Source organism: Glycomyces tarimensis (assembly GCF_054776215.1).
The window spans coordinates 112922-129776 of sequence record NZ_BAAHCB010000020.1; the positions used below are offsets into that span (position 1 = coordinate 112922).

The following is a 16855-nucleotide window of genomic DNA, read 5'->3' on the forward strand; positions in this document are numbered from 1 at the left end:
TGACGGCGCCGATGTACAGGCCGGTAATCTGGTGTGCGTGATTGATCTGCGTGCACTGCGAGACGACCCGGACGCCTACCGCGACAGCCAGCGCAAGCGCGGCGCCTCCCCGGAGGCCGTCGACGCGCTGCTGTCCGCCGACTCCGAGCACCGCAGCGCCCTGCAGTCCTTCGAGACCCTCCGCGCCGAGCAGAAGGGCCTGGGCAAGCAGATCGCGAAGGCGGCGCCCGAGGATAAGCGGGCGCTCCTGGACCGCACCAAGACCCTCGCCGAGGAGGTCAAGACGGCCGAGGCGCGCGTGACGGCCACCGCCACCGCCTTCGACGCGGCCGCCAAATCCCTGCCGAACCTGGTCGCCGACGCCGCCCCCGCCGGCGGCGAGGACGACTACGTCGTGCTGCGCGAGGTCGGTGAGCGGACCGTCTCCGAGGACGTCCGCGACCACCTCGAGATCGGTACCGCCCTCGGCCTGCTCGACACCGAGCGCGGCGCGAAGACCTCCGGCGCGCGCTTCTACTACCTGACCGGCGACGGGGCGATGCTCCAGCTCGGCATGCTGAACCTGGCCATGCAGCAGGCCGTCGAGACCGGCTTCATGCCGATGATCCCGCCGGTGCTGGTTCGCCCCGAGGCCATGGAGGGCACCGGTTTCCTCGGCGAGCACGCCGAGGAGATCTACTACCTCGAACGCGACGAGATGTACCTGGTCGGCACCTCGGAGGTGCCGCTGGCGGCCTATCACTCGGGTGAGAACCTCGGGGAGCTGTCGGAGCCGAGGCGGTACGCGGCCTGGTCCTCGTGCTTCCGTCGCGAGGCCGGCTCGTACGGCAAGGACACGCGCGGGATCATCCGCGTCCACCAGTTCGACAAGGTGGAGATGTTCGCGTTCTGCCGTCCCGAGGACGCCGAGGCCGAGCACGAGCGCTTCCTCGCCTACGAGGAGCAGATGTTGCAGAAGATGGAGCTGCCCTACCGGGTCATCGATGTCGCCGCGGGCGACCTGGGCACCTCCGCGGCCCGCAAGTTCGACTGCGAAGCCTGGGTCCCCAGCCAGGGCCGCTACCGCGAGCTGACCTCCACGTCGAACTGCACGACGTTCCAGGGGCGGCGCCTGAACATCAAGTACCGCGACGGGGACGGGCGCAACGCGGTGGCCGCGACCCTGAACGGGACCTTGGCGACGACGCGCTGGCTGGTGGCGATCCTCGAGAACCACCAGCGCCCGGACGGCTCGGTGGCGGTGCCGAAGGCGCTCCAGCCGTTCGTCGGCAAGGACGTCATCGAGCCGAAATAGCGGCCCGGTCTATTCGCCGAGCTCGTCCTCGCACCAGGACTTGAGTACCAAGGCGTGGTTGACCTGCGGGTCCTTGGCCGCGTACAGCAGTGTCACCGGTCCGGATCGGGCGGCCTCGACGATCGGTTCGGCGTGCTCGGGCCGGGAGTCGAGTTCGGCGCGGTAGCGGCCGGCGAACTCGTCGTACCGGTCGGCGCTGTGCCCGAACCAGATCCGCAGATTGGGGGAGGGCGCGGCGTCGGGCGTCCATGCGACGCCGTCGAGCTCCTCCTTGCTGACGCCCCGGGGCCACAGCCGGTCGACCAGGAACACCGCACCGCTGCTGCGCGCGGGGTCGTCGCGGTAGTCGTAGACGCGTTCTATCGTGATGTCGGCCATAAACGAACCGTAGGCCGCCGCCGCTCCCCGTGGGTAGTTTTGGTCTGATCTGCGTCGACGTGAGTTCAGCCGCTCGGTCCACTCCCGTTCATCTTGGTGGGGCTACGGTTGTGGTGTGTCAGATAACGCCCCGTCACCGCTCAGGGAGACCCCGCCGAAGCTCATTGCCGTCGACCTCGACGGCACCGTCGTCGACTACCACCACCACGAGCCCACGCGGCCGTCCCAGGCGGTGATCGACGCGATCCGCGCCGTGCGCGACGCCGGCGTGCCCGTCGCGGTGGTCACCGGCCGGCCGATCTGGGGCGCGGTGCGCACCGCCATCGACCTCGGCCTCGACGCCGGCTTCGCCTCCGCCTCCCACGGCGCCGGCGAGTACGACCTGGAGCTGTGCGAGATCTCCCACCGCGCGACCGTCGATACGCGCACCGCCGTCGAGCGGTTCCTCGCGAGTGACGACTCGGTCGAGTTCGCCGTCGAATGGGGACTCGAAGGCTGGTACCACACCAAGGGTTTCAAACGGGACTTCCACGCCGAATGGGCCGGAGAGATCACCGTCGACGAGCTGTTCGCGGCGCCCACCGGCCGCATCGTGGCGCGCGTGGCGTCCGACAACCCCTATGGCGCCGGCTCCCGCTGCCCGAACGCGCTGCGCCTCGCCGACGCGGCCGCGCTCGACCCCGCCGAGTACCACGTCGAGGTCGGTTTCAACGGGTGGATTGATGTGGGCCCGCCCGGGGTAAGCAAGGCTTCTGGAGTCGCACGCATCGCCGAGTACTACGGCGTATCATCGGCCGACACCGTCGTGTTCGGTGACGCCCACAACGATCTGACGATGTTCGAGTGGGCCGGGTACGCGGTGGCGATGGGCCAGGCCGCTCCCGAGGTGCGTGCCGCCGCAGATGAAGTGGCGCCGTCCATCTGGGAGGACGGCGTCGCACGAGTGCTGCGGCGGTGGTTCTGACCCCGATCGCGACCGGCGGTCTGTTGTGGCGGATCGAAGCTCGGCAATCAAGGAGGATGCATGATCAACTTGTCGAAAGCTCCACGGCTCGTCGCAACGGACCTCGACGGCACGCTCGTCCGCTCGGACGAGAGCGTCTCGCCCCGGAGCATGGCCGCGCTCAAGCGCCTGGCCGCCTCCGGCGTCATCGTCGTCGGTGCGACGGGCCGCGGACCGCGCCTGCTGGACCTGTGCCGCAACGACGTCCCTTCGGCGGACTTCCTCGTCCTCGGACAGGGGGCGTTCGTCTACGAGTGCCGCTACGACGACTCGATCACCGAACTGGCGAACCGCTCGATCGAGGGCGAAGTGCTGCACGAGGCCCTGCGGCTCATCGAGAGCGAGGTAGGGCCGCTGCGCGCCCTGGCCGAGCCGGCCGACCCCGACCGTGAGATCACCGGCGACGCCATGCCCAACTGGCCCTGGCCGGCCGTCACCCTCAAGGTGGCCCCGCGCGAGGAGGCCTTCAGCGGCCCGATGGTCAAGGGCTACTTCGTCTCCGACACCATCAACGGCCCCGACCTGCTGCTGGCGGCCCAGGAGCTGGTGGACACCGACAAGGTCACCGTCACCGAGTCGGGCGTGGGCATCCTGGAGGTGTGCCCGGTCGGCGTGAACAAGGCCGCGGGCATCCAGATCGTCCTCGACAAGTTCGACATCGACTGGTCGGACGTCGTGGCCTTCGGCGACGCCACCAACGACCTGCCGATGCTGCGCAGCGCGGGGCACTCCGTGGCCATGCCCCACGCCCACCCGTGGGTCAGGGAGGTCGCCGACGAGCTCGCACCGGCGGGCAACGACGAGGACGGCGTGGCCCAGTACGTCGAGGAGCTGCTCGAACTGCTCTAATCGCGAAGCCACGGCTCACCGCCTCTTTCGAGGCGGTTTTCTCTTTCTCAAGGGCGGAGGGCGGCCTCCCGCCCCGACTCGCGGACACGGCAGGGGGCCGCTCATTGAGGAGCGGCCCCCTGCCGGCCTTCGAGTCGGCGGTGGTTACGCGGTGAAGAACAGCGCGATGCCGCCGACCGCGGCCGCGGCGTACACATACGGGAAGAACCGCATGGGGATGAAGAAGAAGGTGTCCCTGCGCCGGAAGACCACCTGCTGGCCGCTCTGCTGGTCGACCAGGGTGCGCGGCGGATTGCGGCGCTCCAGCCAGCGGTCCAGCCACCAGATGAGCGCCGCTGCCGCGATGCCGCCGAGCAGCAGTCCGACGCCCCATGCGGGCGTCGTCTCCAGCGGCGTGACCGCCTCGGCCAACGTGGCGAAGATACCGAAGAGGAGGGCCGGAAGGAGGGCGAGAATCCCTTTGCCTTGCCAAATCAACATGTGTCGTGCTGCTCTCTGTTCTTATGAATGGGACGGACGGGTTGAGTCTTGGCGTTCATTGAGGACGCGTGCGGCATTTCCCGTCGGCGGCACGGTGGCCGTGTCGACGGGGGAGCGCCGCTCGATCGAGCAGTTCCCCTCCGGGAACGGAGCGGCTCCATGCCACTCCATCGACCGATCCATCGACTCATGCAGCGTGGCGGCAGCTTCCTCGCGCGCGTCGTCAAGGCGCGGTGGAAACCGTATGCGATCGCGCTTGTCGCTCGGTTGTCGACGGATCGCGAGACCGGCCAATGCGCCGGGGCCGCGAGGAGCCTGACCGCTGCGAGCGCGATCGTCCCGATACTTGCTCGCGTGGCAACCATCTGGCAAGCGGGAGCGGGCACGATCGTCCCGTGAAGAGATCAAGTTCGGTGCTCGCCCTGTGCGGCCTGCTGTTCGCGGCCGGATGTTCGGCGTCCGATGAGGACGCTGCCGTCGTCTCCGAGGAGTCCCCGTCGGCGGAGCAGGTCGATACCGTGGTCGAGCAGTTGCCCGACATCGACCCGCCCCTCGAATTCGGCGAGGTCCACACGGTCGAACCCGCCGACGTCCACCACGTGGACGACGGCATCCTCTACCGCCTGCACTCCGGCGGGGACGACTACGCGAGCGACACCGTCACCGCGGTCGCCATGGCGACCGGCGAGACCGTGGCCGAAGTGCCGCTCGAACACGACGTCGCCATCGGCGAGCAGCCCGGGCAAGGGAGTGAGACCGTCGCCTTCGCCTCCTTCGGCGACACGGTGACGCTCCTCCACGCGTACACGCACACCCCGTCGGTCACCGGCACCGAGGCCGAGACCCTCAACATCCGGGTGCGGGCCTTCAACGTCGACGACGGCACCGCCGCCTGGACCCAGGACCTCGAAGCGGGGGAGCGCGGCGGAGCCGAGGCGTTCCTGACGATCTTCGACACCACCGAGGACCGCATCGCCCTGGCATGGGGAGCCCACAACGATCCGACCCGCTCGCACCTGCTGGACGCCTCGACCGGGGAATCGGTGTGGACTTCCGACGAGTTCACGGCGGTCACCGTCGCAGGCGAGACCATCGCCGCCTTCAACGCGAACGCCGACGAGCCGACCGCGGCCCTGATCGACCTCGGCACCGGCGAAGCCTCGTGGAGCACGGGATTCGACAAACGCCTCGACGGCCGATCGCTCGGACAAGGACTCGTCCACTTCACGGCCTTCGAGTCCTTCGAGTACGACGTCCCGTACCGGCACGCGATCGTCAACGCGGCCACCGGCGAGCTCGTGACCGAGTTCACCACCACTGCCGAAGCGACCTGCCACTTCGATCAGGAATCGGTCATCGCCTGCGGCAGCCTGCGAAGCGTGCTGCTCGCCCTCGACTCGACCAGCGGTGAGCGGTTGTGGGACCTGGACTCGGTCGGGGCCGACCGCGAACTGCCCACGAACATCAGCGCGGCCCACCGAGGCGTGCTCTACATGCGGTACGACAACGACACGCGCCCGCCGCTGGCACTCGACGCCCGCACCGGCGACGACCTGGTCCCGGAGCTGCCGGCGGACTTGACCGAGGTCGGCCCGGGCTACGGGCTCGCCGACGGCCGCGACGCCGACGGCAGGCGGGGCCTGCTGATCCATCTGGCGACCGGCTGAAACGCTAGGAGGGAACGCCCTCCCACCGCGCCGCGACCGATATGCAGAGGACCCGTCCGTGAGCCACCCGTTCCACTTCCCCAACCCGGTCAACGAGGTCTCCGCGCGCCTGGTCGCCGCCGGGGTCGTGGTCATGAGCGTCATCGCGATCGCCCTCCGGTTGGAATGGCTGGTGGCGGTCATCGCCCTCGGCTTCCTCGCCCGCGTCGCGGCCGGCCCGACCTTCAGCGTCCTCGGTCAGCTTGTCACTAAAGTCGTCACTCCCAGGCTCCCCGCGGCCCCGAGACCGGTGCCCGGACCGCCCAAGCGATTCGCCCAAGGCATCGGCGCGGCCTTCTCGCTGAGCTCGGCGATCCTGCTGTTCGGCTTCGACGCCGATCCGGCGGGCTGGATCGTCCTCGGCGCCCTCGCGGTCGCCGCCACCCTCGAAGCCGCCTTCGGTTGCTGCCTCGGCTGCAAGATGTTCGCCGTGCTCACCAGGGTCGGCCTCATCCCCGAGGCGGTCTGCGAAGCCTGCAACGACATCCGCGCGCGCAGGCCCGCCTCCGAGTCCGTCTGACGCCCCGTCCTCAGCGCACGTCCCAGACCGGCTCGTCGGACTCCACGACCTCGCCGTCGTTCTGGAAGATCAGATAGCGGTCGAAGCCGCGCGCGAACCAGCGGTCGTGCGTGACGGCGATGACGGTGCCCTCGAACGACTTCAAGCCCTGCTCCAGGGCCTCGGCGCTGGCGAGGTCGAGGTTGTCGGTCGGCTCGTCGAGCAGCAGGCACGTCGCGCCCGACAGCTCCAGCAGCAGCACCATGAACCGCGCTTGCTGGCCGCCCGACAGGGTCTTGAAGTCCTGCTCGGACTGGCCGGTGAGCTCGTAGCGGTTGAGCGCGCTCATCGCCCGCTGGCGGTCGAGCGAGGGCCGGTCCTCGTCCCCCTCCCAGAGGATCTCGCGCAGCGTGTGCCCGTCGAACTCGGGATGCTCGTGCGTCTGCGAGAAGTGGCCGGGATAGACGCGGGCGCCCAGGCGCGCGATGCCGGTGTGCGCCACCGGGTCGAGTGAGCGCTTCGACGCCAGGCCGGCCTCCGGCTCGGAGCCTCCCCGCGCGAGCAGTCGCAGGAAGTGGCTCTTGCCGGTGCCGTTGGCCCCCAGTACGGCGAGGCGATCGCCGTACCAGAGCTCCAGGTCGAACGGGAAGGTGAGGTCTTCGAGTTCCAGTCGCTCGCAGATGACCGCGCGCTTGCCGGTGCGCCCGCCTTCGAGCTTGACCTTGATGTGCTGCTCCCGCGGCGGCGAGGGCGGCGGACCGGCCTCCTCGAACTTCCGCAGGCGCGTCTGCGCGGCGCGGTAGCGCGAGGCCATGTCCGAGTTGAACGCGGCCTTGTTCTTGTACATGAGCATGAGCTCGCGCAGCTTGTGGTGCTCCTCGTCCCAGCGCCGCCGCAGCTCCTCGAACCGCTCGTGGCGGGCGGCGCGGGCGTCGTGCCAGCTCGCGAAGCCGCCGCCGTGCGTCCAGGTGGTGCCGGCCTCCAGGGTGACGATCGATTCGGCGCTGTTGGCGAGCACCTCCCGATCGTGGGAGACGAACAGGATGGACTTGTCCGACTCGCGGATCATGCGCTCCAGCTCGCGCTTGGCGGGCACGTCGAGGAAGTTGTCCGGCTCGTCGAGCACGAGGACCTCATCGCGGCCCTTGAGCAGCAGTTCGAGGGCGAACCGCTTCTGCTCGCCGCCGGAGAGCGTGCGCAGCGGCCGGTCCTTGGTCTGCTCCCACGGCAAGCCGAGGACCGAGACCGAGACGGTGTCGCACAGGACGTCGAACTCGTAGCCGCCGATCTCGCCCCAGTCGGCCATTGCCTGGGCGTAGTCGAGCTGGGTGCCGGTGGAGTCGTCCTCGCCCATGAGCCGCTCGGCGGCGCTGAAGCGCTCGGCCGCGATGCGAATCTGGGGCGGGGCGAGCGACACGGCGAGGCTTCGCAGCGGGCTGTGGCTCTCCCGCATGCCGACGAGCTGGCGCATGACGCCGAGCCCGCCGCCGTGCGTGACCGTCCCCGAATCGGGTGAAAGAACGCCCGTGACGATGTTGAGCAGCGTGGTCTTGCCGGTGCCGTTGGCGCCGATGAGGGCGACCTTCGCGCCTTCTCCCACCCGGAACGAGACGTCCGAGAACAGCGTCGTGCCGTCGGAGAGGCGGTAGTCGACGCCGGAGAGATCCACGAAACCCATGCCGCGATTCTCGGCGAGTGTGGCCCGGACGTCAAAGGCATTTGCGCCGTCCGTGACCTCGTTGTGACGATTTATCCTGGGAACATGAGCAAAGTAACCAACCAAGGGGAGCAGCGGAGAGGGTTCCTTCGCGACATGACCCCGAACGACTGGATCGAACTGACCATCTTCGTGGCCGTGGGCGTCATCGCCCTGACGGCCGGCATCAACTGGCTCTCCGAGGTCGCCTGAGCCGCAATCGAACCTGCCACGCCGGGCTCCTCCCAGCCCGGCGCACGGCTGAACGCACCCGAAATCGGGACCGGTCCCGCGGGGTCCGTGCTGAACTGACACGGCCCCGCCAGACCGAGGAGCGCCGCCGTGGACCCCGAAGAACTCGAGAACCCTGAAGACCTCGAGCACCCCGACGAACTCGATCCCGCACCGCTCCGCTCCGCGGCACACCGGACCGACCGAGTCTCCGTCGTGCTCGGCAACGCCAGCCTGCTCGGCATCGGCTACATGCTGATGCGCCGCCGACGCCTGGCGATGGTGACGCTGGTCGCGTCGATCACCCTGGCGGCGCTCGCCGTCCTCTACCCGCACGTGCCGGTGTGGCGGCTCCTGCTGATCGCCTGGTGGTTGGGCACCGTCGTCCACGCCTGGCGGCTCGCGCACGACCACGGCCGTGAGCTTCCGGCCGACCGCGCGGGACGGAGAACGGTATGGCGCGATCGTGCGATCGCCGGAGCGTGCCTGCTGCTCGTCGGCTTCGGCTGGTTCCGCCTCGACACCTGGGCGATCGTGCGCGACGCCGAGGCCGCGCACACCGGCGGCGATTGCGAACGCGCAGTCGGATCGCTGCGCTGGCTGAGCCTGGGCAATCAGCTCGCCTACAGCTCCGCGAGCGCCCGCGGTGAGGATCAGCGGCAGGCCTGCGAGCTGCTGTTCGAGGCCCAGGGCGAACCTTCGATGCGGGCGGCCGAAACACTGGCCGAGTACATCGACCACCCCGGCGCACTGTGGGACGGCGCCGGCCCGATGCGCGCCGAGCTGCTGTTCGACCGGGCAATAGCGGACGAAGGCACCTCCTTGCACCATGTGGAGGACGCGTTCGCGCAGCTGTCGGCGACGCTCGAGTCCGCGCCAGGTGAAGCCGGACGCGTGAGGGAGGTCGTGGGGTCGTTCCTGGCCGATCTCGAAGCGGTCGAGTCGTGCAAGGCCCAGACGATCGACGAGTGGCTGCTCGCGCAGGAATGGGAGGCGGCGGCGCTGGCCGAATCAGTGGCGCCGGAGGCCGAGCGGCTGCCTGAGCGGATGTTCGCCTGCGTGGAAGCCACGCTGATGTGGGATGAGTCGGCAGCGGCGTATCAGGAATTCCTGGAGCGCTACCCCGATCACGCGCTCGCGGACGACGCCGCGACGGCCATGCTCACCAAGGAGATGTACTGCGACTACCCGGCCGCATACGGCGGGGCTGAGGCATACGACGGTTCCAGTCCCATGTGGATGTTCGGCCTGGATCCGGAGGAATATGGTTTCCCGGACTCCTGGTACACCGAGACGCTCAGCGAGACCACCCTGGTCGTATGCGTCGAGGGTCCGGAACGGGGCAGCTACCAGGAGACGTGCTACTACGAGCCGGGCGCGGACCAACTGCTGTCGCCGTTCGGGCCGAACCAGGCCGAGGTCGACTTCTACGCCTCCAGGTTCACGGTGAAGGCGTACGAGCTCAGGACGGGTGAGGTGGTGGAGGAGTACTCCGAGGAGATCGGCGATCCGTGTCCCGATGAGCTCGAGTACGAGTATTACCTCATCGATTCCGTGCCGAGCGAGTACGACTCCGACTACTCGAATGCGGATGTCCGAGCGATGTTCGAGCGCCTGGTGGGCTGAATCCGGCTGTGCGGCAGCGCCGGGGACAGTCTAGTAACGTGTCGAACACTGACCGCTGCTCGGCGATTCGGAAGGTTCGAGCCCCCAATGAGCTTGATAGATGACGTGCTGACCTCGATCGAGGCCGACAAGCAGGCTGTCGAGGAGATCGCTGCGCAGATCGCGGGGAGCAAGGAGCATGCCGAAGGGCTGCTGGGGCAGTTTCAGGCTTTGGGAGTGAAGGTCGAGGGGCACGCGCTGAGCTTTGCGAGGCAGACCTTGGAGGAGTGCGTGGCTCAGTGTGCCGCACTCGGGCGGCAGTTCGAGGAGGCCAAGGTCGCGGCCGAGGCGGTCAAGGGCGGCGGGTCGAAGGCGTGAGCGCGCTCGGCGAGTTGCTCGCGAAGGTCGCCGCCGACAAGGAGCTGGTGGCGGACTTGGCGGCGAGAGCTGCCGCGACCAAGCAGGCCGTGGAGGACGCGAAGGCCAAGGCGAGTGAGATCGGCGCCGAGGACGTAGCGGCGGGCCTGGCCCGGGTGGAAGCCGAACTGGAGCAGGTCGAGAGCGGCCGTACTGTGCTGGAAGGGAGCCTGGAGAAGGCTCGGTTCCAAGTGGAGGCGGCGATCAGCGGGACGGGCCTGGGTGCGCCAAGCTCGGCTCACGAGAGGCTCGCGGAGCATCACCCGGACGGCTTGGATGTAATGCCACCGCACGAGCGGCTCGGCCGCAATCCGACCGGTGAGCAGCTGATGGGCAAAGACCCGAGCGTCGGCCCCTTCCAGAAGGAGCACGAGAATGCGAACTCGGACAAAAACTTGAACCCGTTCGCGCGCGGCGCCCGGAGCGCCGTGCGGAATAGCGGCGATTTCAAGGACGGTTTGGACGCCCTGAGTAAGCCGGCCTTCCAGAGCATGCAGGTGAAGTGGGATCCACCGGCCGATAACTACTACCCGACAGTGGGTGTTGCTGAGCCGATCAGCACCTATACGGCGCCTCAGCACGCCCAGGCCGATCTTCAGAACCCAGTGGGTAACCTCTTTGTTGTGGCGGTGCTCGTAGCTGATTGGGCGGCTAGGGGGATCAGAAAGTGGAAAGGCAATTCATGACCGGAGATTCACTGTTTCGTGAGACCATGCGCGCTGCCGCCTTGGGAAAGGCGGAAGAGGCAAGTGTGCTTTATGACCGTATCCCGAAGTCTGAGCTCAACAACTACCACATGTTCGTTGTGGCCTTCTTCGCCGCAGCGCTGGGCGTTCGATTTCGGGATGGCCAAAGCCTATCGGAGATCAAACGATTCGCAGATGAAATGCGTTATGACTATCGCGATGTGCAGCCACCGGTCAAACAGCTTGTGATCGAGGGTCTGATTCGAGGGATGCTCGGCGAGGAGCAGATGTTCGATGAGATCAGTCCGGAAGAACAGTACCGGACTCAGCTCCTGGCGATCCGGAAGATAGTCGGGCAATCGCCTGAGATGCAGGCTCGTATCGAAGACTACCTTACCGATGCCGAGACGCTTGCGGCTCAATGGCAGAGCGAAGGTTAGGCTCGAACTGAATCAGCGAAGATGCCTGTGGGGCAAGGCTAAGGGCCTTGCCCCACAGGCATCTTCGTCTATTTTCTAGACGGTTTTGGACCCGGTGTTGACGACACTTTGATCTTGCGTCACTATGTTGACAACCTATCTATGAGTCCATAAGTGGCCCATGATGGTTACGAGTCAAACAGATTCGTTTACGACGGATGCGGCTACCGCTCCGAAAATCGAATAGTGCAGAATGCAAACGCCGCCCGGTGGTCTCCGACTACCAATCATGATTCCACCGGGCGGCCCCAACACAGGAAGGAAACCTTCTGTGCCGTCTACGACCATACGCTATTCGACGCTGCCTGAAAACAGCCACTCGATTAGACTCGTCAGCGCAGACCGATCGGGTGACGGCCCGGCGTCGCACACGCCCGGGGCCTACCGCTACAACCCGTCGCACCACGACCCCTCCGTCCCCGAGTCCGACCCGCGCTCACCCCGCTACGAACCTCCGCATCTGCGTCACCGGCCGGGCGACACCTTTGAGATCGGCGGCAAGCCGTTCGATCCGCTCGACCCCGGCCCGTTCGGCACGCCCGGCTGGCGGCCCGACAATCGCACCGGACGCCACCGTCGCGGCGAGCTCCCCGACCCCGAGCCCGAGCCGGACGCCAATCGGGAACCCGGCGCGGGCCAACACCGACACCGGGAACCCGAGCCGCCACCGCCCGCCGCCGACGCCCGGCAGCGCCCGAACTCGAACCCGTACCGCCGTTACCGCGACTGGGCCGACCACTCCGACCCCTATCGCTTCTCGCCGATGCGCGAGGACGCCATGCGTCGCTTCCTCGAACTCTCACAGCCGTTCCGGGATGCCCACTTCGAACCCGAAGCGCCGAGCCTCGCCGCCCGCCTCGTCCGGCTGCTCCGCTGGTTCCTGTGGGTCGTGGTCTGCGGCCTCGCCCCGACGTCGCGTTCGCTCGCGCCCACACCGACGAAACCCGGGCCGGTCACGGTGCCCGGCCTCGATGAGATGCAGCGTCAAGAGCGTCCGCGCCCGTCTCCGATGCCCTACATCGCCACTTGGGAACGCCGCTTCGACGCCCAACAGCCGATCGCCGGAGGGGGCACCCTGTGATCACCAATGCCACAATGCGCCGCGTCCACGCCCGCTACCTCACCGCGCTCCAGGCCATGCCGATCCCGGTGAACCTCCCTGATCGACCCGAGGCGGACCGGCTCACGGTGCTCGGCGCCGACACGATCGCCGACCGCGAGGTCCGCTTCGGCACCGTCTCCTCCGCACCGCGCCTGTGGATCGCGTTCGCCGAAGTCGAGCCGCCGCTGCTCGGCTTCATGACCGGCCTCGTCGCCGGTGAACCGGACCTGTGGATCTGCGAAGACGCCCACCGCGCATGGGCCTTCGACCCCGCGAACGCCCGGTCGCTGAAGCTCGCCGGCGCCCGCGTCTGGCTTTCCTGCATCAGCGAATGCGAGGGCTGACCGTGGACTACACCGAACGCGGCGATGTGTTCCGCCGCCACGCGACCGCGATGTTCCGTGGCGACCGGGCCGAGGCCCACAGCCTGCAACGGTTGATCTATCCGGAGCATTTCGGGGCGCATCAGCTGTTCATCCATTCCCTGTTCGCGGCCGCCGCGCAGGAGCACTTCGGAGACGAGTTGGATTGGGATGCTCTGGAAGAGTTCATGGCCCGCTTCCGCGATGAGCGGCCCGGCATCTCGCCATTGAAGACCGAGGCCCTGATCCGCTCGCTCTACGGGGAGTCGCGGCTGTTCCTCGAAGTCCCGCAGGTCGATCACTGGCCCTCGATGTGGGCGACGGCGCAAATACTGGTCGGGGCCTACCGCACGAACGATGAGCTGGCGGGGCTGTACGACATCGCGGAGGAGGCGGGGCGGGCGACGGTGGTCGACGTCTTCGAGTCGAACTCGATGTTCGGTTCGCTCCGCCCCGAAGCGGGGGAGCCGTGACCCCGAACGAACTGCACCGCGCCGTGATCACGGCCGTGGCCTTTGGCGACCTGGAGCGGGAGAATCGCCTTCGTACGCGGTTCACCGAACGGGACCACACGAGCGCATTCGAGTTCCTGTGCGCCACCGTGATCGTGTGCCTGTCGTACCGCTTCGGTGCGTCCGAGCGGCCCGACCGCGCTGAGCTCGGCCGCTTCATGGCGGAGCTGCGCGCGGCGGGACCGGGGTTGTACCCGCCGACGAACTTCCTCGAAGCCGAAGCCGTCATCCGGGGCCTCCTGGGCGAACCCGGGATGCTCGGCGAGGTCGGACGCGTCCGCCAGCGCGCGGCCATGAGGTTCGTCCTGCGCTACCTGACCGACTCGGAGCCGGAGATCAAAGAGGACTTCGACACGGTCGTCGACCGGGCCCAGCAACTCCAGAAGCGCTGGCTGGTGGGGGACTAGTGCGCTGGTCATCCCTGCACCGTAGGGGTCTGTGGCCCGGATCGACCGCAAAGTCGAACCGTCAGCGGGTAGCAGCTGGAACGGGTGGCGCCGGGCGGTCCCCGGCAGATTTACCGAGTGCTCCGGACCAGGCCGTGACGGCGAGGGCAAGTACCGCCATGATCACCCCGACCCAGATCGGCGAGGTGTAACCCAGGCCCGCGTCGATGGTGACGCCGCCGGCGAAGGCGCCGATGGAGATGCCGAGATTCGCGCCCGACGAGGCGACGGCGGAGGCCAGTGTCGGTGCGCCTGAGGCGTTGTCGATGGCGCGCGTCATGAAGGCGGGCACGGTGGCGAATCCCGCACCGCCCACCAGCATCAACGTGATCGCAGCGGGAATCTTGGCGTGTGCGGTGAAGGTGAAGACGACGAGGACGATGGCGAGCAGTGCGGTGGTGACGAGCAGAGTTGGCACCTGAGCGCGGTCGGCGAAACGTCCGCCGAGAAGGTTGCCGATCACCAGTCCGACGCCGAACAGCACGAGCAGTGGCGTGAGCGCACTTGAGGAGAACCCGGCGACCTCGGTCATCAGTGGCGCGACGTAGCTGTATGCGGCGAAGAGCGCGCCGATGCTCAGGCCGGCGATCGCTACGGCCAGCCATACCTGGAGTCGGCGGAACTCGGCGAGTTCGCGGTGCAGGCTGGTCTCGGCTGGGCGCGGCTGCTTCGGCACCAGCACGATGATGCCGAGGAGGCTCACGAGGCCGATGCCGGTGATCATGAGGAACGTAGCGCGCCAGCCGAAGCCCTGCCCGATCCAGGTGCCCAGGGGAGAGCCGACCACGTTGGCCACGGTGAGACCGGTGAAGACCATCGAGATGGCGCGGGATCGCTTGGAGTCGTCCACCAGGTCGGCGGCGACGACGGCCGCGACGCCGAAGAAAGCTCCGTGGCAGACGGCCGAGACGATGCGGCCGAGCATGAGCAGCCCGTACGTCGGTGCGACGGCGGCGATCACGTTCCCGGCGATGAACAGCAGCATCAGGATGACCAGCATGTTCTTGCGAGGCAGTCGAGTGCCTGCGGCCGTGGCGATCGGGCCGCCGATCACCACGCCGAGCGCGTAGCCGGAGATGAGGAGCCCGGCCGTGGACAGGCTCACGTTCATCTCGTCGCCGATCTCCGGCAGCAGGCCGGAGACGACGAATTCGGTGGTGCCGATGCCGAATGAGCTGACCATCAGCGCGAAGAGAGCAAGAGGCATTGCATGGGCTCCTTTTTCCTTGGTTCGGGCAGATGAGCGCCGATGTGCCTCGTGACCGACCGACGCCCGGTCGCGTCGTGCTCGTCACGCGGCCGTTTTCAATGCATGAGCATAATACGTCTGTACATTAATTGCAAATGCAAGATATGAGGGTGCATGTTAAAGTTGGCGTGGTCGCGTTGACGCGATCGAGACAGGGAAGGTGGACGGGCCATGCCACTGATCAATGCGGGGAGCCCTCGCATCGAGCTTCCTTCCGCCCTCGAGCGGCACTGGCAAGAGCTCCGCACTCTGCAGGGCCAGGTGGATGCGGCCGTCGACCGAGCACTGCACACCGGGCACGGCATCTCGCTGTCCGAGTACGCCGCGCTCGCCGCGCTCGCCTATTCCGATGACGACGGCCATCTGCGCCAGCAGATCCTCGCCGACGCGATCCCGCTCAAGCAGAGCTCGCTCAGCCGCCTGGTCGGACGCCTGGAGAAGCTCGGGCTTACTGAGCGATACGTCTGCCCCAACGACCGCCGCGGTGTTTACACCCAGATCACCCAGGCGGGACGAGACAAGGTAGAGGAATCTCGACCGACATATCTTCGCGTCCTTCACGAAAGCCTCGACGCGGTCGCGGCGAGCGATGACGCACCGGTGGTCACGCACCTGCTTCGCGAGGCCGCCGAGGAGCCGTAGTCCGCTCGGCCTTCGCCGCGTCCGTCCCTATGAGTCCGGGCAGAGCGTTAGTGTCGGCGGTCGTCACGTCGACCGCGTCCACCGCCGCTCTCGGTCCCGGACCGATGATCCCGGCGACCCGTGCTACTCCGCCGCATATCCACAGGGGGCCGCCCGCCGAGGCGGCCCTTCGCCTTCCGGTTCTCTCGCTGTCCGGCGGTGATTTTGAAGCTCAGCAGGGACCGAAGGCGGCCGGGAGGAATCTCGAAGGGGCGCCGGTGCGCACCCACCAGGCGATCGCATCCAGCAGTGTCCTGCGCGATCGGGTGATCGGTCGGCCGGTCGGAGCCGGGAGCCAGCGGCGCAGGTGACGCCACTGGCCATCGGTGAGCACGGCGGGGACCGGTACGCTTGACACAAAGAGCCTCCGGTATTGAGTTCCGTTGCGACACAACAAGAGCTACTGGAGGTTCCCTCAGTTCTCGAACGCTGCCTAGGGCCGGGGGCCGGCCGATCATGGCGGGGCTCGGCCGGCCCCGAACGGGTGTGGCTCAGGACAGGGCCAGGAACTTCTCGACGCTCTCCACCGCCTGGTTCTCCAGCTTGGCGAAGTGGGCCTTGAACGCCTCGCCTTCGATGGCCTTTCCGATGTGGAGCAGGCCGTTCTCGTCGATCGACTGAGGTTGGCTCTCGGCGTCGAACAGGATCTCGACCGCCGCCTCGGTGATGCCGCAGTAGTAGGAGATCGAGTCGCGCAACGCGGCGTCCAGGCCCTCCTGCATCATCGGCGCGGTCGGGTCGTCGGCGGTCGCGCCCGCGAGCCCGATCCAGAGCATCTTCCGCCCGGCCAGCCGCGGCTTGCTGCGCCCATAGGCGAAGCCGTAGTTCCAGACCCGGTCGATCCATCCCTTGAGCAGTGCCGGGAGATGGAACCAGTAGATCGGGAAGACCGGGATGATCACGTCCGCGGCGAGCAGGCGTCGCTCGTGGCGCTGGACCTCCTCCGAGTAGGCCTTGTCGCGGTCGCCCCAGTCGGGTTGATCGGCGACGGTCATACGCGGGTCGAAGCCCTCGGCTTGCAGATCGAGCAGGTCGATGGCGTATCCGGCGGCCTTGAGCCTGGCCGTGACCAGGTCGGCGATGTGTGCCGTGAAGGAGTCGGCGCGGTGGTGGGTGACGACGACGAGTGCGGTCGGCTGGGCGTTCACGGTGTCCTCCTGGGTGTGTCGTTGCATGAAGC

21 protein-coding genes are annotated in these 16855 nt (G+C 67.7%); 15 read left to right on the top strand and 6 right to left on the bottom strand.

Features of this window, described 5'->3' with window-relative positions; translation table 11 throughout:
• Positions 1 to 37: 37 nt before the first annotated feature.
• Positions 38 to 1294 (top strand): serine--tRNA ligase, encoded by a 1257-nt coding sequence (gene serS / locus ACYVK3_RS15195; RefSeq protein ID WP_460498180.1) that lies wholly within the window; start codon positions 38 to 40, stop codon positions 1292 to 1294.
• Positions 1295 to 1303: 9 nt separating this feature from the next.
• On the opposite strand, the gene ACYVK3_RS15200 is transcribed toward serS, so the two are convergent.
• Positions 1304 to 1672, bottom strand: coding sequence for a DUF488 domain-containing protein (locus tag ACYVK3_RS15200; RefSeq protein ID WP_460498181.1), 369 nt, complete (start codon positions 1670 to 1672; stop codon positions 1304 to 1306).
• 115 nt (positions 1673 to 1787) lie between these two features.
• Between ACYVK3_RS15200 and ACYVK3_RS15205 the strand changes: the two genes are divergently transcribed.
• Positions 1788 to 2636 (top strand): HAD family hydrolase, encoded by an 849-nt coding sequence (locus ACYVK3_RS15205; protein ID WP_460498182.1) that lies wholly within the window; start codon positions 1788 to 1790, stop codon positions 2634 to 2636.
• Positions 2637 to 2696: 60 nt separating this feature from the next.
• Positions 2697 to 3524 carry an HAD family hydrolase gene (locus ACYVK3_RS15210; protein WP_460498183.1) on the top strand — a complete coding sequence of 276 codons (828 nt, stop codon included), beginning with the start codon at positions 2697 to 2699 and terminating at the stop codon, positions 3522 to 3524.
• Between the two features lie 144 nt (positions 3525 to 3668).
• Here ACYVK3_RS15210 and ACYVK3_RS15215 read toward each other — a convergent pair whose 3' ends face one another.
• Positions 3669 to 4004 (bottom strand): hypothetical protein, encoded by a 336-nt coding sequence (locus ACYVK3_RS15215; RefSeq protein WP_460498184.1) that lies wholly within the window; start codon positions 4002 to 4004, stop codon positions 3669 to 3671.
• Positions 4005 to 4399: 395 nt separating this feature from the next.
• Here ACYVK3_RS15215 and ACYVK3_RS15220 point away from each other — a divergent pair, with 395 nt between their 5' ends.
• Both ACYVK3_RS15220 and ACYVK3_RS15225 read left to right on the top strand, forming a co-directional pair.
• Positions 4400 to 5671 (top strand): outer membrane protein assembly factor BamB family protein, encoded by a 1272-nt coding sequence (locus ACYVK3_RS15220; protein WP_460498185.1) that lies wholly within the window; start codon positions 4400 to 4402, stop codon positions 5669 to 5671.
• A gap of 58 nt (positions 5672 to 5729) precedes the next feature.
• Positions 5730 to 6230, top strand: coding sequence for a DUF4395 domain-containing protein (locus ACYVK3_RS15225; RefSeq protein ID WP_460498186.1), 501 nt, complete (start codon positions 5730 to 5732; stop codon positions 6228 to 6230).
• Between the two features lie 10 nt (positions 6231 to 6240).
• On the opposite strand, the gene ACYVK3_RS15230 is transcribed toward ACYVK3_RS15225, so the two are convergent.
• Complete coding sequence (locus ACYVK3_RS15230) at positions 6241 to 7887, bottom strand: ABC-F family ATP-binding cassette domain-containing protein (protein WP_460498187.1); 1647 nt, start codon at positions 7885 to 7887, stop codon at positions 6241 to 6243.
• A gap of 84 nt (positions 7888 to 7971) precedes the next feature.
• Here ACYVK3_RS15230 and ACYVK3_RS15235 point away from each other — a divergent pair, with 84 nt between their 5' ends.
• From ACYVK3_RS15235 to ACYVK3_RS15275, 9 genes are all read left to right on the top strand, one after another.
• Positions 7972 to 8118: a hypothetical protein gene (locus ACYVK3_RS15235; protein WP_460498188.1), complete on the top strand. Its 147-nt coding sequence runs from the start codon at positions 7972 to 7974 to the stop codon at positions 8116 to 8118.
• A gap of 129 nt (positions 8119 to 8247) precedes the next feature.
• Positions 8248 to 9762 (top strand): hypothetical protein, encoded by a 1515-nt coding sequence (locus ACYVK3_RS15240; protein WP_460498189.1) that lies wholly within the window; start codon positions 8248 to 8250, stop codon positions 9760 to 9762.
• Positions 9763 to 9849: 87 nt separating this feature from the next.
• Positions 9850 to 10119: a hypothetical protein gene (locus tag ACYVK3_RS15245; RefSeq protein ID WP_460498190.1), complete on the top strand. Its 270-nt coding sequence runs from the start codon at positions 9850 to 9852 to the stop codon at positions 10117 to 10119.
• Complete coding sequence (locus tag ACYVK3_RS15250; protein ID WP_460498191.1) at positions 10116 to 10844, top strand: hypothetical protein; 729 nt, start codon at positions 10116 to 10118, stop codon at positions 10842 to 10844. The genes ACYVK3_RS15245 and ACYVK3_RS15250 overlap by 4 nt, the downstream gene beginning before the upstream one ends.
• The gene (locus ACYVK3_RS15255) at positions 10841 to 11284 is read left to right on the top strand and encodes a hypothetical protein (RefSeq protein WP_460498192.1); all 444 of its coding nucleotides are present in this window, start codon (positions 10841 to 10843) and stop codon (positions 11282 to 11284) included. The genes ACYVK3_RS15250 and ACYVK3_RS15255 overlap by 4 nt, the downstream gene beginning before the upstream one ends.
• A gap of 310 nt (positions 11285 to 11594) precedes the next feature.
• The gene (locus ACYVK3_RS15260) at positions 11595 to 12404 is read left to right on the top strand and encodes a hypothetical protein (RefSeq protein WP_460498193.1); all 810 of its coding nucleotides are present in this window, start codon (positions 11595 to 11597) and stop codon (positions 12402 to 12404) included.
• Entirely contained in the window at positions 12401 to 12769 is a 369-nt protein-coding gene (locus ACYVK3_RS15265) for a hypothetical protein (RefSeq protein WP_460498194.1), read from the top strand. The genes ACYVK3_RS15260 and ACYVK3_RS15265 overlap by 4 nt, the downstream gene beginning before the upstream one ends.
• Positions 12757 to 13260, top strand: coding sequence for a hypothetical protein (locus tag ACYVK3_RS15270; protein WP_460498195.1), 504 nt, complete (start codon positions 12757 to 12759; stop codon positions 13258 to 13260). The genes ACYVK3_RS15265 and ACYVK3_RS15270 overlap by 13 nt, the downstream gene beginning before the upstream one ends.
• Positions 13257 to 13706 carry a hypothetical protein gene (locus ACYVK3_RS15275; protein ID WP_460498196.1) on the top strand — a complete coding sequence of 150 codons (450 nt, stop codon included), beginning with the start codon at positions 13257 to 13259 and terminating at the stop codon, positions 13704 to 13706. Before ACYVK3_RS15270 ends, ACYVK3_RS15275 begins: the two co-directional genes overlap by 4 nt.
• 61 nt (positions 13707 to 13767) lie before the next feature.
• Here ACYVK3_RS15275 and ACYVK3_RS15280 read toward each other — a convergent pair whose 3' ends face one another.
• Positions 13768 to 14952 (bottom strand): MFS transporter, encoded by a 1185-nt coding sequence (locus ACYVK3_RS15280; protein WP_460498197.1) that lies wholly within the window; start codon positions 14950 to 14952, stop codon positions 13768 to 13770.
• Between the two features lie 213 nt (positions 14953 to 15165).
• Between ACYVK3_RS15280 and ACYVK3_RS15285 the strand changes: the two genes are divergently transcribed.
• Positions 15166 to 15636, top strand: a complete 471-nt coding sequence (locus ACYVK3_RS15285; RefSeq protein WP_460498198.1) for a MarR family winged helix-turn-helix transcriptional regulator — start codon at positions 15166 to 15168, stop codon at positions 15634 to 15636.
• Positions 15637 to 15847: 211 nt separating this feature from the next.
• On the opposite strand, the gene ACYVK3_RS15290 is transcribed toward ACYVK3_RS15285, so the two are convergent.
• Both ACYVK3_RS15290 and ACYVK3_RS15295 read right to left on the bottom strand, forming a co-directional pair.
• Positions 15848 to 16033 carry a transposase gene (locus tag ACYVK3_RS15290; RefSeq protein ID WP_460498199.1) on the bottom strand — a complete coding sequence of 62 codons (186 nt, stop codon included), beginning with the start codon at positions 16031 to 16033 and terminating at the stop codon, positions 15848 to 15850.
• 133 nt (positions 16034 to 16166) lie between these two features.
• Entirely contained in the window at positions 16167 to 16850 is a 684-nt protein-coding gene (locus ACYVK3_RS15295) for an NAD(P)H oxidoreductase (protein WP_460498200.1), read from the bottom strand.
• Between the last annotated feature and the right edge of the window lie 5 nt (positions 16851 to 16855).